We start from the raw sequence: 14033 nt of genomic DNA on the forward strand, positions 1-14033 counted from the left end.
CGTTCCGGCGCTTTCGCGGACAGTCGAGCCGCCGAACCGCCGCCCCTGCAGCAGGTGGTGACCTGTCTGCAGGGGCAGGTTCATCAATCAACGCTGCTCGAACACCGGATACGACGCCTGCTCGATCGCTGCCATGGCCTGCGCCTCGGTCATCACACCGGACTCGGCCAGGATCGCCAGCAGCGAGCGCCCTTCAAGCACCGACTGACGCGCCAGCTTGCTGACCTGGGCATAACCCAGGCGCGGCACCAGGGCCGTCGCCACCGCCATCGAATCGGTCAAATGCGCCAGGTTGCGGGCTTCGTCAGCCTGGATGCCGGCCACGCACTTCTCACGAAAACGCTGGATGCCCTGAGTGAGCAAGGTGATGCTGTCGAACACTCGCGAGGCCACCACCGGCTCGAAATGGTTGATCTCGAGCTCGCCGTACTGCACTGCCTGAGCCACTGCCACATCGTTGCCAATGATCGCGAAGCTCAGCTGGATCATCGCCATCGGCAGCACCGGATTGACCTTGCCGGGCATGATCGAGGAGCCGGCCTGGGCTTCTGGCAACTTGAGCTCGCCCATGCCGCCCACCGGTCCCGACGACAGCTTGGTCAGGTCGGCGGCAATCTTCGCCAGCGAGGTGGCGCAGGTACGCAGCTCGCCAGATACGCGGCCGAACACATCCATGTTCTGCATCGCATCGAAGGGGTTGGCTGGCGCCTGGTAGGCGACACCGGTGATCGTCACCAGATGCCGGTAGACCGCCGCGCGGTAAGCCTTCGGCGCGCCGAACCCGGTGCCGATGGCGGTGCCGCCCAAAGGCAGTGTGTGCAGCTTTTCACGCACGGCGACCAGTTCGTCGGCCAGGCGGTGAGTCAGCGCGGCGTACCCTCCGAACAACTGTCCCAGGCGCATGGGCTGGGCGTCCTGCAGGCAGGTGCGGCCCAAGTGAAGGGTATCGGCGAACTGCAGCGCCTTGGCATCGAACACCTGGGCCAGCAGGCGCACCTGCTCGATCAGCCCGGCAAGCATGGCGTGGGTGGCGATCTTCAACGCCGCCGGGTACACGTCGTTAGTGGACTGCGAGATGTTGACGTGGTCGTTGGGGTGCACCACCTCGTAGCTGCCCGGCGCATGGCCGAGGAACTGTTGGGCGCGGTTGGCGATGACTTCGTTGAAGTTCATGTTGGTCGAGGTGCCGCCTGAGCCTTCCAGCAGATCGACGATCAGCGAGTCGTCGCATGCACCGGCGATCACCGCCTGGCAGGCTTGGGCAATGGCGTCGGCCTGGGCCTGGGCGATCACCCCGCATTCATGGTTGGCCAGCGCTGCGGCCCACTTGCACTGGGCAAAGGCATCGCGAAAGGCCGGGTAATGGGCGATGCTCAGCGGCGACACGCTCAGGTTGTCGAAGCCGCGCAGCGAATTCACGCCATAGAGCTTGTCGGCAGCAATCCGCACTTCACCCACATAATCCTGCTCGACGCGTGCATCGAGGCGATCAAAAGTACTCACGGGTATTTCCCTCATCGAATTTGACTAATGCCTCGACGCCCTTGCCCAGCGCCGCCAGGCGCGGCAGGAAGCCATCGAGGATGACAGCACGCGCCGACTCGCAGGCATCTGCGAAGAAGGCGCCGTATTCGTTGCGTCGCGCCACCAGGTAGAGCGAGCGCTCCAGGCTCAGCTCAGGGGTCAGGTGCGCGGTGACGTTGTCGACCCAGGGCATGGCCTGCAGAAAGCACATCGGGCTGGTCACCGCCCAGCCGATGCCTTCGGCGACCATCGCGGTCAGGGCGTCGGCGTTGTCCAGTTCCAGGCGGTTGGGCACCCGCACATTGAGGCCGCGCAGGTGCCGCTCGATCTGCAGGCCGACCTGCGACAGGCGATTGAAACGCACCACCGGCAGCACATTGGCCAGCGCCCGCACATCGTCGAGGCTGTGCAGCGCTCGCCCCAGCGCCTTGGGCGTAATCACGAAATAGCGCTCGGTGAACAAGCGATAGCGGATGACGTCGTTGGCATCCATCAGCGGATCGCTGGTGACGATCAGGTCCAGGTCGCGGCGCAGCAACGACTCGCCCTGCTGCGGGCTGAGGCCGGTACGCACCGACAACTGCGTGACCTGGCCAAGCATCTGCCGGGTGAACATCGAGCCACAGGTAGCGGCGAAGGAGTCGACCAGGCCAATGCGCAGGTCGGGTTTGACCCCGCGCCCGGCATCGAGCACCTGCGCCTTGAGGTTGGACAACTCCTCGCTGAGCTGCGCGCCTCGGTTGCGCAGGGCCAGGCCGAACGTAGTCAGGGTCAGCGGCCGCGTGGTGCGGTCCACCAGCACCACGCCAAGATCGTCCTCCAGCTGGCGTACCAGCTGCGATACCCCGGATTGGGAGATGCCCATGCGACTGGCCGCACCGGACATGCTGCCCTCCTCGGCCACGGCGATGAACACCTGTACCGCGTACATGTCGATGAGTCTGTTGCCAGGCATGCTCAAGCTCCCGTGTGGGTGATCAATGGGCGTTCAACGGCCGTTCTTCAGGTTTGCCGTCGCCCTCCTCCGGCGTGACCGCCGCCAGGCGCTCCTGGCTGGTTTCCGGGGCGAACAGGTGGCAGAACACACCGCCGAACAGCAGCACCCCGACGCACACGCCCAGCGCCGTATGCACCCCCAGATGCTGCACGGCGATCGGCAACAGGAAGGTGGCGAACGCCGAGCCGAAGCGGCTGGCGGCCACGGCCAGGCCGATACCCGAAGCACGCAGGTGGGTGGGGAACAGCTCCGGCGGATAGACGAACTCCAGGTTGACCGCTGCCGCCAGCACGCACGCGAAGAAGCCGAACGCAATGATGGTGCCCAGCGCCCCGAAGTTGGCCCAGGCCAGTACGGCCAGGCCCACGGCGCTCAGGTAGAAGGTGCCGATAAGGAAGCTGCGGCGCGAAATGCGGTCGATGATCAGCAGGCCGAACAGTGCGCCCAACATCAGCAACACGTTGTAGACCAGCCCGCCAACGAACTTGTCCTGCACGTTCAATGCTTCGAGCACACGCGGCGAGAAGGTGCCCAGGGCGAAGAAGGGAATCACCTGGCAGGTGTAGAACACGCAACCGACCAGGGTGTTCTTGCGCCAGCGGCGGCTGAACAGCTCGCTGAAGCTGCCGCGTTGCTGCGCCGCTGCCGGTGGCGCGACGGGCAAGGTCACGTGCGCACCGAACTTGGCCTGGATGATGGCCAGCGCCTCGGCACTGCGACCGCGCGCCATCAGCCAGATCGGCGATTCCGGCACACCCAGGCGCAACGGCAGTATCAACAAGGCCGGCACACCGCTCAAGGCCAGCATCAGGCGCCAGGCGTCCGGGCCGATATCACGGATGGCGAAGCCCACCAGGTACGCGGCGACGTAACCTGCGGCCCAGGCGGCGGCCAGTACACTCAGTAAACGCCCGCGATAACGGCGTGGGGCGAACTCGGTGACCAGCGACTTGCTCACCACATAGTCGAACCCCAGCACCAGCCCGAGCAGCAGGCGCAGGGCCAGAAGTTGCTCGGGTGAAGTAACGAAGAACTGCGAAGCTGAAATAACCGCGAACAGCAACATGTCCCAGGCAAAGATCCGGCGCCTGCCGAACTTATCGGCCAAGGGCCCTGCAAACAAACTGCCGAGAAACAGACCGGCCAGTGACGCCGCGCCGAGCAAACCCATCCATAGCGCATTCAATTGCAACGGCCCCGCCGCCATGCTGACGGCAATGCCGATAATCCCTAGCACGAATCCGTCACTGAATTGACCGCCCGTACCACTGAACACCGTCTTGATATGAAAACGGCTGAGTGGGAGGTCTTCGAACGAAACTTGGCTACTCATTCGTGTCTCCACTTGCTTCTTGTAGTTGTGAGCCGGCTCGGGTGGCCGGTTACGAACAAGTCTACGGTCACAACTTCAGCAAAACAGCAGGTGCGCTGACAGTATCAAGAATGCTGATAGTGTAAGCCGCAATTGTTGATGAAGTCGGGCGGCCGATATGCGGTCGCTCGTCTGGCAATTGCTCGCAGGGGGAACTCTGGCCAATGGCCGCACCTCTTAATTGCATGCACGAGATCCCTTGGGCTGTGATGCTTCTGGAGGACTGATCATGCGTTATTCACTGCTTGTTCCGGCACTGCTGCTGTGCATTCCCGCAGGGTCCGCCCTGGCCCGTGTCGACGCGGGCGATGTGGCCACCTCGGCAGGGGTTTCTGCTTCGCTCTACTCCACATTCAAGGATGACAAACGGATCATTCCGGCGCGCGACGAGCTGTCTGCGTTCGTGGCCAGTGGCGGTGCGATTCGCGGGGCGTATGTGGAGTCGGCGCTGGAGCAGGTACGCCAGAGCCATCCTGGGTTACAGGCCAGTGATGAAGAACTGGCCAAGGCGCTGTTGTCGCAGGATGAGGTGGTGGCGGATCATTGATCACCGCGGTGCTCTGGCTGATAAGTCGCAGCGGCGGTTCACCGCTGCGACTTGCCCGCGAAAAGAACACCCGTGCTGTCAAGCTTCCCCACGCCACTGCGAAGGGCTCACCCCGGTCTTGCGCCTGAACACCCGCGCCAGCGCCGAGGGGCTCTGATACCCCACCTCATCCGCCACCAGCGCCAGCGGCCTGCCCTCGCGGATACGCTTCTGCGCAAGCCCGATGCGCCAATCTGCCAGGTAATCCCCCGGGGTACTGCCCACCACCGCGCGAAAGTGCGCGGCAAAGCTCGCCCGCGACATCCCCGCCAACGATGCCAGCGCCTCCACGCTCCAGTTGTGCGCAGGGGCGTCATGCATCGCCACCAACGCCCGCGACAGGCGCTTGTCGGCCAGCCCGGCCAACATGCCTGAAGCCATCTGGCCATCGCCGAGCAACTGTCGCAACAGCTGGATCACCATCAGCTCGAACAACCGGTTGAGCACCAGTTCGCGTCCGCAATCATCGCCGAAGGCTTCGGTGAACAGCCAGTCGCTGCTGGCCTGCAACCCGGTCAGGGCGCTCAGCGGGCTGACCAGCGCGTCCGGCAATGCACGGGTCAGCGGATTGTCCGGGCCACCGGTGAACGCCAAGGTGGCGCAGACCAGTTCGGCATTGTCCGACTCGCTGGCCAGCAGTTGGTGGGTCTGCGGACGTATCAGCAAAATCAGGCTGGGTTCTTCCAGCACCTGCTCGTGCCCGGCCGGGCCTCTGAAGCGCAGGCGCCCGGCGCGCAGCAGATGCACATGACCACTGCGCTGCTCGCCATCGAAACGCGAGAGGCCGCAGAAGCCGCCCTGGTGGAACGTCGAGGCGTTGAAGTCGAAATGGTTGAGCAGCGTAGCGAGGCGGTCCATAGCAGATCCATATTTAGACGATCAGTCGCATAAGCTGGACGATTTGAACCCGAAAGGCAATTCCTGCTGGGTAATCTGTACCCAAGCTTGATCAACAAGCTCCCACTCAGACAGGAGATTCACCATGACTCGCATTGCCGCCCTGACCATCGAACAAGCCCCTGAAGCCGCCCGCCCAGCCCTGCAAGGCGTGGAAAAAGGCCTGGGCTTCCTGCCCAACGCCTTCGCCACCATGGCCCACTCCCCAGCCGCACTCAACGGCTACATGGCCTTGGCCCAGGCCATGGGCAAGAACAGCCTGACCCCGGCCGAACGCGAGGTCGTGGCCCTGGCCGCATCCCAGGTCAATGGTTGTGAGTACTGCGTGGCTGCGCACAGCTTCTTCGGCGGTAAGTCGGGGCTGAGCGAGGCTGATATGCAGGCAGCACGCGCCGGCACCCTGAATCCGGTAGCCGTGCTTGCCCGCGCGGTGACGCTGAATCGCGGCCAGGTGCCCGACGGTGTGCTGGCCGAGGTACGTGCCGGTGGGCTGGACAATGCGCGGATCGTCGATGTGATTGCCCAGGTGACGCTGCTGACTTTGACCAACTACCTGAACAATGTGGCGCGGACCGAAGTGGACTTCCCACCACGCGGCGCATGATCGGCCAACAGCAGCAGCCCTCTCGCGGGACAAGCCGCGAGGGGGCTGCTCTGTCAGCGCACACTTTCAAAGAAAAGCCGAAAGTCTAACTTCCATAACGATGTTTTTCAGCCAAACCGCGTTAGCTAAGGTATCCCCATCGCCCATCGATACCCAAGGAACCCCCATGAAAGCCATCGTCTTCACCGAACACGGTCTGCCCATCGACAGCGCCCAAGCCCTGTTCGACAGCGAACTGCCCCGCCCCACTCCAGGCCCACGTGACCTGCTGGTCGAGGTCCAGGCCATTTCAGTCAACCCGGTCGACACCAAGATCCGCGCCGGCGCCGGCAAGACGGCCCCGCGGGTGCTGGGTTGGGATGCGGTCGGGACCGTCCGCGAAATCGGCACCGAAGTCACCCTGTTCCAGCCCGGTGACCAGGTCTACTACGCCGGAGCCATCGATCGTCCCGGCAGCAACAGCCAATTGCACCTGGTCGACGAACGCATCGTCGGCCGCAAGCCGCGCAGCCTGGACAACGCCAGCGCCGCAGCATTGCCGCTCACCTCGATCACCGCCTGGGAATTGCTGTTCGACCGATTGGGTGTCGTTGAAAACGCAGGCCACGGCCAGAGCTTGCTGATCATCGGCGCGGCCGGTGGCGTGGGTTCGATCCTGCTTCAATTGGCACGCCAGCTCACCGGCCTCACCGTGATCGGCACCGCCTCTCGCCCCGAAACCCGTCAGTGGGTGAGCGAGCTGGGCGCGCACCATGTGATCGACCACAGCCAGCCGCTGGTCGAGCAACTGAACGCCATTGGCTACCCGGAGGTCGACCTGGTGATCAGCCTGACCCACACCGACAGTCACTTTGCGCAACTGGTCGCGGCGCTGCGCCCGCAGGGCAAGCTGGCGCTGATCGACGATCCGGCCAGCCTTGACGTGGTGCCGCTCAAGCGCAAATCGCTGTCACTGCACTGGGAACTGATGTTCACCCGTTCGCTCTATCAGACCAGCGACATGATCAAGCAGCACGAGTTGCTGGAGCGGGTGGCGAAACTGATCGACGATGGTGTGCTCAAGACCACGCTGGGTGAGCATTTCGGCACCATCAATGCCGCCAACCTGCGTCGGGCCCACGCGCTGATCGAAAGTGGCCGGGCCAAGGGCAAGATCGTGCTGGAGGGGTTCGGGGACTGATTTCAGTCATGCGGTGAGGGGGTCGCGAGCACGTCGCAAGGCCGCTGCCCCTCACTGCCACATGTGTCGCCATCGATAAACAGGCTCGACATATCATTCCGCGTGATAATGACCTTCGCGCCATTCGATTCGTTCCTGTAACGCAACACACTCATGATCCGCCCACTATCAATACAGTGGCGGAGTTCTCCATGGAATATTCATTCAAGGCCCTGCGCTATCCCCTCGCTGCCCTGGCAGTGGCGGTGATCAGCGCTTGCGGTAAAACCCCCGACGCCATGCAGGCTCCCGCCGCCCCCAAGGTGAGCGTGGCCAAGGTGATCGAGCAGCCGATCAACGAATGGGATGAGTTCACCGGACGCCTGGAAGCCCCGGAAACCGTGGAAGTCCGCCCGCGCGTCTCCGGCCAGATCGACCTGGTGGCCTTCACCGAAGGCGCTCAGGTCAAGAAAGGCGACCTGCTGTTCCAGATCGACCCGCGCCCGTTCCAGGCTGAAGTCCGTCGCCTCGAAGCCCAATTGCAACAGGCCAAGGCCACCGCCATCCGCAGCGCCAACGAAGCCCGTCGTGGCGAGCGCCTGCGCGACAGCAACGCCATCTCCGCCGAGCTTGCCGAATCGCGCACCAGCGCCGCCGCCGAGGCCCGCGCCGGGGTGGATGCGATCCAGGCCCAGCTCGACCTGGCCCGCCTGAACCTGAGCTTCACCCGCGTCACCTCGCCGATCAGTGGCCGCGTCAGCCGTGCCGACTTCACCGCTGGCAACATCGTCACCGCCGACGTCACCCCGCTGACCAGCGTGGTCTCCACCGACAAGGTCTACGCCTACTTCGACGCCGACGAGCGCGTGTACCTCAAGTACACCCAGCTTGCCCGCCAGGGCCAGCGCGGCCAGACCACCCCGGTGTACCTGGGCCTGACCAACGAGACCGGCAACCCGCACCTGGGCCAGATGAACTTCGTCGACAACCAGGTCAACCCGCGCACCGGCACCATCCGTGGTCGCGCCGTGTTCGACAACCGCGATGGCCAGTTCACCCCAGGTCTCTACGCCCGCCTCAAGCTGGTCGGCAGCGCCAAGTACGACGCCGTGCTGATCAATGACGAAGCGGTCGGCACCGACCTCGGCAAGAAGTTCGTGCTGGTCATGGACAAGGACAACAAGGCCGCCTACCGCGCGGTGGAACTGGGTCCGAAGCTCGAAGGCCTGCGTATCGTGCGCAGCGGCCTGAGCAAGGACGACCGCATCGTGGTCAAGGGCCTGCAGCGTGTGCGCCCAGGCTCGCCGGTCACCCCGGAGGAAACCCCGATGGCCAGTGAAGAAACCCTCGCCACCCTCGCCCGTCAGCGCCAGGCGCTGGAAGCCAGCAATCCGGCACCGGCGGTGGCAGGTTCGAATGTGAAAGTCGCCAGTGCCCAGGCACCGCGCGGTTAAGGGACAACATCGATGAACTTCTCGAAATTCTTCATCACCCGCCCGATCTTCGCCGCCGTGCTCTCGCTCGTGCTGCTGATCGCCGGTGGCATCTCGCTGTTCCAGTTGCCGATCAGCGAATACCCTGAAGTGGTGCCACCGACCGTGGTCGTGCGCGCCAACTTCCCGGGCGCCAACCCCAAGGTGATCGGCGAAACCGTCGCCGCACCGCTTGAACAAGCCATTACCGGTGTCGAGAACATGCTCTACATGTCCTCGCAGTCCACCGCCGATGGCAAGCTGACCCTGACCATCACCTTCGCCCTGGGCACCGACCTGGACAACGCGCAGGTGCAGGTACAGAACCGCGTGACCCGGACCCAGCCCAAGCTGCCCGAGGAAGTGACGCGCATCGGTATCACCGTCGACAAGGCCTCGCCCGACCTGACCATGGTCGTGCACCTGACCTCGCCGGACCAGCGCTACGACATGCTCTACCTGTCCAACTACGCCATCCTCAACATCAAGGATGAGCTGGCGCGCCTGGGCGGTGTCGGTGACGTGCAACTGTTCGGCATGGGCGACTACTCCCTGCGTGTGTGGCTGGACCCGAACAAGACCGCTTCGCGCAACCTGACTGCCAGTGACGTGGTCGCGGCGATCCGCGAACAGAACCGCCAGGTCGCTGCCGGTCAGCTGGGCGCACCGCCCGCCCCCGGCTCGACCAGCTTCCAGTTGTCGATCAACACCCAGGGCCGTCTGGTCAGTGAGGAAGAGTTCGAGAACATCATCATCCGCGCCGGCGCCGACGGCGAGATCACCCGCCTGAAAGACATCGCACGCGTCGAGCTGGGCTCCAGCCAGTACGCCCTGCGTTCGCTGCTGAACAACCAGCCGGCGGTAGCGATCCCGATCTTCCAGCGCCCTGGCTCCAACGCCATCGAGATCTCCGACGAAGTACGGGCGAAGATGGCCGAGCTGAAGAAGGACTTCCCGGAAGGGATGGACTACAGCATCGTCTATGACCCGACCGTGTTCGTCCGCGGCTCGATCGAAGCGGTGGTGCACACCCTGTTCGAAGCCCTGGTGCTGGTCGTGCTGGTCGTGATCCTGTTCCTGCAGACCTGGCGCGCCTCGATCATCCCGCTGATGGCCGTACCGGTCTCGCTGATCGGTACCTTCGCGGTGATGCATCTGTTCGGCTTCTCGCTCAACGCCTTGTCGCTATTCGGCCTGGTCCTGGCGATCGGGATCGTGGTGGACGACGCCATCGTCGTGGTGGAAAACGTCGAGCGCAACATCGGCCTGGGCCTGCAGCCCATGGAGGCCACGCAAAAAGCCATGAGCGAGGTGACCGGCCCGATCATCGCCACCGCCCTGGTACTGTGCGCGGTGTTCGTACCGGCGGCGTTCATTTCCGGCCTTACCGGGCAGTTCTACAAGCAGTTCGCCCTGACCATCGCCATCTCGACCGTGATTTCGGCGTTCAACTCGCTGACCCTGTCGCCGGCCCTGGCCGCGGTGCTGCTCAAGGACCACCACGCGCCCAAGGACCGTTTCTCGCGGTTCCTGGAAAAACTGCTGGGCAGCTGGCTGTTCGCGCCGTTCAACCGCTTCTTCGACCGTGCCAGCAACAGCTACGTCGGTGGCGTACGCCGGGTCATTCGTTCCAGCGGCATCGCCCTGTTCGTGTATGCCGGCCTGATGGGCCTGACCTACCTGGGCTTCTCGTCCACGCCGACCGGCTTCGTCCCGGCGCAGGACAAGCAATACCTGGTGGCCTTCGCCCAGTTGCCTGACGCCGCCAGCCTCGACCGCACGGAGGCAGTGATCAAGCGCATGAGCGAAATCGCCCTCAAGCAACCAGGCGTTGCCGACTCGGTGGCCTTCCCGGGCCTGTCGATCAACGGCTTCACCAACAGCCCCAACAGCGGCATCGTGTTCACCCCGCTCAAGCCGTTCGATGAGCGCAAGGACCCGAGCCAGTCGGCACAAGCCATCGCCGCAGCGCTGAACGCGCAGTTCGCCGATATCCAGGACGCCTACATCGCGATCTTCCCACCGCCGCCGGTACAGGGCCTGGGCACCATTGGCGGCTTCCGCCTGCAGATCGAGGACCGCGGCAACCTGGGCTACGAGGCGCTGTACAAGGAAACCCAGAACGTCATCGCCAAGAGCCGCAGCGTGCCTGAGCTCGCCGGGTTGTTCACCAGCTACCAGGTCAACGTGCCGCAGGTCGATGCTGCCATCGACCGGGAAAAGGCCAAGACCCATGGCGTGGCGATCACCGACATCTTCGACACCCTGCAGGTCTACCTGGGCTCGCTGTACACCAACGACTTCAACCGCTTTGGCCGGACCTACCAGGTCAACGTCCAGGCTGAACAGCAGTTCCGTCTCGACGCCGAGCAGATTGGCCAGTTGAAGGTGCGCAACAACCTGGGCGAGATGATCCCGCTGGCGACCTTCCTCAAGGTCAGCGACACCTCCGGTCCCGACCGCGTGATGCACTACAACGGCTTCATCACCGCCGAAATCAACGGTGCCGCAGCCCCAGGCTACAGCTCCGGCCAGGCCGAGGCGGCGATCGAGAAACTGCTGAAGGAAGAACTGCCCAACGGCATGACCTACGAGTGGACCGACCTGACCTACCAGCAGATCCTCTCGGGCAACACCGCGCTGTTCGTGTTCCCGCTCTGCGTACTGCTGGCCTTCCTGGTGCTGGCTGCCCAGTACGAAAGCTGGAGCCTGCCACTGGCGGTGATCCTGATCGTACCGATGACCCTGCTGTCGGCCATCACTGGCGTGATCATTTCCGGGGGTGACAACAACATCTTCACCCAGATCGGCCTGATCGTACTGGTGGGCCTGGCGTGCAAGAACGCGATCCTCATCGTCGAGTTCGCCAAGGACAAGCAGGCCGAGGGCCTGGATCCGCTGGCCGCCGTGCTGGAAGCCTGCCGCCTGCGTCTGCGTCCGATTCTGATGACCTCGATCGCCTTCATCATGGGTGTGGTGCCGCTGGTGTTCTCCTCCGGTGCCGGTGCCGAGATGCGTCATGCCATGGGCGTGGCGGTGTTCTCGGGGATGATCGGGGTGACCGTGTTCGGCCTGTTCCTGACGCCGGTGTTCTTCAACCTGATCCGCCGTCACGTCGAACGTCGCCAGGCCCGCAAGGCCGAGCGAGTGCAAGCGCTGGAGAATCATGCATGAACCTGCTCAAACCCCTGACTCCTAGCCTTCTGGCGCTGGCCCTGGCGGCCTGCGCGGTGGGCCCGGACTACAAGACCCCAGACACCCAGCCTGCGCGTTTCGATACCGAAACGCCGGCCAAGACCCTGGACCGCAGCCGCTTCGAAAGCAGCTGGTGGAAGCAGTTCGACGACCCGACCCTGAACCAGCTGGTGCAGGCATCGCTGCAGGGCAACCGTGACCTGCGCGTGGCCTTCGCCCGCCTCAAGGCCGCGCGCTCGATCCGCGAGGACGTCTCCAACGACGACCTGCCGGTGGTCACCAGCCGCGCCAGCAGCGACATCGGCAAGGGCCAGGTACCCGGCCAGACCGATCGCCGAGTCAACACCGAGCGCTACGACCTGGGCCTGGACATGGCCTGGGAGGTCGACCTGTTCGGCCGCATCCAGCGTCAGATCGAGGCCAGCAAGGCTCAGGAAGACGCCGCCGAAGCCGACCTGCAACAACTGCAGGTCAGCCTGATCGCCGAGCTGGTGGATGCCTACGGCCAGCTGCGTGGCGCTCAGTTGCGCGAAAAGATCGCCCTGGCCAACCTCAAGACCCAGCAAGACTCGCGCAGCATCACCGTGACCCTGCGCGACACCGGGGTCGGCAACGAGCTGGATGTGGTGCGTGCCGATGCCCGCCTGGCGGCAGTCGAGGCCACCGTGCCGCAACTGCAGGCCGAGCAGGTGCGGGCACGCAACCGTATCGCCACCCTGCTGGGTGAGCGCCCGGACGCACTGAGCGTGGACCTGTCGCCCAAGCAACTGCCTGCAATCGCCAAGGCGCTGCCGGTGGGTGATCCGGGTGAACTGCTGCGCCGCCGTCCGGACATCCGCAGCGCCGAGCGTCAACTCGCCGCCGCCACCGCCAATGTGGGCGTCGCCACCGCCGACCTGTTCCCACGGGTCAGCCTGAGCGGCTTCCTGGGCTTCACCGCTGGGCGTGGCTCGCAGATCGGTTCGTCCGCTGCCAATGCCTGGGCACTGGGCCCGACCATCAGCTGGGCCGCCTTCGACCTGGGCAGCGTGCGTGCCCGCTTGCGCGGCGCCAAGGCCGACGCCGAAGGCGCGCTGGCGACCTATGAGCAACAGGTACTGCTGGCACTGGAAGAGTCCTCCAATGCGTTCAGCGATTACGGCAAGCGCCAGCAGCGCCTGCTGTCGCTGATCCGCCAGAGCGATGCCAGCGGCAAGGCGGCAGAACTGGCCTCGGTGCGCTACCGCGAAGGCACGGTGGATTACCTGGTGTTGCTCGATGCCGAGCGCGAAAAGCTTGCCGCCGAAGATGCCCAGGCCCAGGGCGAAGTCGAGCTGTATCGCGGCATCGTCTCGATCTACAAGGCCTTGGGTGGCGGCTGGCAGCCAGACACCGTGGCCAGCGTGAAGTAACCCTCACGCGATCCGTTGCAACGACTCCTTTGGTTGGTCCCTCCCCCAACCCTTTGCCCCGCCGACCTTGGTCCGCGGGGCTTTTTTTTGCAGCCCTGGCCGTGCGCACCGGCGTCAGGCTCATGACACCGCGCGGATCAATGCCAGGATGTCGTCCCGGCTTACCACCGTGCGGCTCAGCGCATTGTGAATGGTGAAGCCTTCGATCAGCGCATCCAGCGCCCGCGCGGTCTTCTCGTCGAAATGCACCTGCAACGCCGCCCGCGAGCGGGCCATCCAGTCATCCATGATGTAGGTGTAGTCGGGGTGGCGCGAGACGAAGGCATAGAGTTCGAAGATCAGCAGCATCTGCCCCGAAGCTTTCCACAACTCGCCACAGATCAGGTCGGCCAGCAGTTCGCGGGCATGCTCGGCATCACGCGCATCGCCCAGACGGGTGAAGTACTGATCGGCGATGCGGTTGGTCATCTTGACGAAGGCTGCCGCGACGATCTCCTGGATGGTGCTGAAGTGGTAGGTCATGGTCCCTGGCGAAACCCCGGCCTCGCTGGCGATGCGCCGGTAGGTGGCGCACACCGAACCGTCGCGCTGGATCACCCGCAATGCGGCATCGATGATCTGTGCCTTGACGTCGCTGTCGCTGCTGTCCTGTTTTCGCGGCCTTGCCATGGTGGTCTCTTGAGGTGGGTTCGCTGCAGAGCATACCAGCCAGGACGCTCGCCCGGCATGCTGCACGATTCGTGCAGCACAGCATTACGTTGGCTGCGTTGTTCCACGATCCGAACGGAATAAGCTGGACCCAGGCGCTTACCGTGACGCCTACGCCCATGACCATT

Annotated in this window: 11 protein-coding genes; 6 read left to right on the top strand and 5 right to left on the bottom strand. The window is 64.3% G+C overall.

All coding sequences use genetic code 11. The features are described from left to right. Positions 1–87 precede the first annotated feature (87 nt). The 3 genes from IAE40_RS01755 to IAE40_RS01765 are packed head-to-tail and all read right to left on the bottom strand — an operon-like array spanning position 88 to position 3854. Entirely contained in the window at positions 88–1503 is a 1416-nt protein-coding gene (locus IAE40_RS01755) for an aspartate ammonia-lyase (RefSeq protein ID WP_200602522.1), read from the bottom strand. Beyond that, positions 1490–2479, bottom strand: a complete 990-nt coding sequence (locus IAE40_RS01760; RefSeq protein WP_197889643.1) for a LysR family transcriptional regulator — start codon at positions 2477–2479, stop codon at positions 1490–1492. The genes IAE40_RS01755 and IAE40_RS01760 overlap by 14 nt, the downstream gene beginning before the upstream one ends. 22 nt (positions 2480–2501) lie before the next feature. Continuing rightward, positions 2502–3854, bottom strand: a complete 1353-nt coding sequence (locus IAE40_RS01765; protein WP_200602523.1) for an MFS transporter — start codon at positions 3852–3854, stop codon at positions 2502–2504. Between the two features lie 268 nt (positions 3855–4122). Between IAE40_RS01765 and IAE40_RS01770 the strand changes: the two genes are divergently transcribed. Then, the gene (locus IAE40_RS01770; protein ID WP_054891299.1) at positions 4123–4440 is read left to right on the top strand and encodes a DUF2388 domain-containing protein; all 318 of its coding nucleotides are present in this window, start codon (positions 4123–4125) and stop codon (positions 4438–4440) included. Positions 4441–4518: 78 nt separating this feature from the next. Here IAE40_RS01770 and IAE40_RS01775 read toward each other — a convergent pair whose 3' ends face one another. After that, positions 4519–5337, bottom strand: coding sequence for an AraC family transcriptional regulator (locus tag IAE40_RS01775; protein WP_063544809.1), 819 nt, complete (start codon positions 5335–5337; stop codon positions 4519–4521). 124 nt (positions 5338–5461) lie between these two features. Between IAE40_RS01775 and IAE40_RS01780 the strand changes: the two genes are divergently transcribed. The 5 genes from IAE40_RS01780 (at position 5462) to IAE40_RS01800 (ending at position 13197) form a co-directional block, all read left to right on the top strand. Further along, positions 5462–5980, top strand: a complete 519-nt coding sequence (locus tag IAE40_RS01780; protein WP_112898168.1) for a carboxymuconolactone decarboxylase family protein — start codon at positions 5462–5464, stop codon at positions 5978–5980. Between the two features lie 166 nt (positions 5981–6146). Beyond that, positions 6147–7160, top strand: coding sequence for a zinc-binding alcohol dehydrogenase family protein (locus tag IAE40_RS01785; RefSeq protein ID WP_200602524.1), 1014 nt, complete (start codon positions 6147–6149; stop codon positions 7158–7160). Positions 7161–7351: 191 nt separating this feature from the next. After that, the gene (mexE, locus tag IAE40_RS01790; RefSeq protein WP_065862810.1) at positions 7352–8593 is read left to right on the top strand and encodes a multidrug efflux RND transporter periplasmic adaptor subunit MexE; all 1242 of its coding nucleotides are present in this window, start codon (positions 7352–7354) and stop codon (positions 8591–8593) included. 12 nt (positions 8594–8605) lie between these two features. Then, positions 8606–11785: an efflux RND transporter permease subunit gene (locus tag IAE40_RS01795; protein WP_054891294.1), complete on the top strand. Its 3180-nt coding sequence runs from the start codon at positions 8606–8608 to the stop codon at positions 11783–11785. Beyond that, positions 11782–13197, top strand: coding sequence for an efflux transporter outer membrane subunit (locus IAE40_RS01800; protein WP_200602525.1), 1416 nt, complete (start codon positions 11782–11784; stop codon positions 13195–13197). The genes IAE40_RS01795 and IAE40_RS01800 overlap by 4 nt, the downstream gene beginning before the upstream one ends. A gap of 120 nt (positions 13198–13317) precedes the next feature. Here IAE40_RS01800 and IAE40_RS01805 read toward each other — a convergent pair whose 3' ends face one another. Next, positions 13318–13866 (bottom strand): TetR/AcrR family transcriptional regulator, encoded by a 549-nt coding sequence (locus tag IAE40_RS01805; RefSeq protein ID WP_063544805.1) that lies wholly within the window; start codon positions 13864–13866, stop codon positions 13318–13320. Positions 13867–14033: the final 167 nt, after the last annotated feature.

The organism is Pseudomonas sp. S44, assembly GCF_016624805.1.
GTDB lineage: Bacteria > Pseudomonadota > Gammaproteobacteria > Pseudomonadales > Pseudomonadaceae > Aquipseudomonas > Aquipseudomonas machongensis.

What these genes read in the sequence shown, in the direction of transcription:
- IAE40_RS01795 (WP_054891294.1), top strand. Translation starts at nt 8,606, where the DNA reads ATGAACTTCTCGAAATTCTTCATCACCCGCCCGATCTTCGCCGCCGTG.
- IAE40_RS01785 (WP_200602524.1), top strand. Translation starts at nt 6,147, where the DNA reads ATGAAAGCCATCGTCTTCACCGAACACGGTCTGCCCATCGACAGCGCC.
- mexE (WP_065862810.1), top strand. Translation starts at nt 7,352, where the DNA reads ATGGAATATTCATTCAAGGCCCTGCGCTATCCCCTCGCTGCCCTGGCA.
- IAE40_RS01805 (WP_063544805.1), bottom strand. Translation starts at nt 13,866, where the DNA reads ATGGCAAGGCCGCGAAAACAGGACAGCAGCGACAGCGACGTCAAGGCA.
- IAE40_RS01760 (WP_197889643.1), bottom strand. Translation starts at nt 2,479, where the DNA reads ATGCCTGGCAACAGACTCATCGACATGTACGCGGTACAGGTGTTCATC.
- IAE40_RS01780 (WP_112898168.1), top strand. Translation starts at nt 5,462, where the DNA reads ATGACTCGCATTGCCGCCCTGACCATCGAACAAGCCCCTGAAGCCGCC.
- IAE40_RS01775 (WP_063544809.1), bottom strand. Translation starts at nt 5,337, where the DNA reads ATGGACCGCCTCGCTACGCTGCTCAACCATTTCGACTTCAACGCCTCG.
- IAE40_RS01765 (WP_200602523.1), bottom strand. Translation starts at nt 3,854, where the DNA reads ATGAGTAGCCAAGTTTCGTTCGAAGACCTCCCACTCAGCCGTTTTCAT.
- IAE40_RS01800 (WP_200602525.1), top strand. Translation starts at nt 11,782, where the DNA reads ATGAACCTGCTCAAACCCCTGACTCCTAGCCTTCTGGCGCTGGCCCTG.
- IAE40_RS01770 (WP_054891299.1), top strand. Translation starts at nt 4,123, where the DNA reads ATGCGTTATTCACTGCTTGTTCCGGCACTGCTGCTGTGCATTCCCGCA.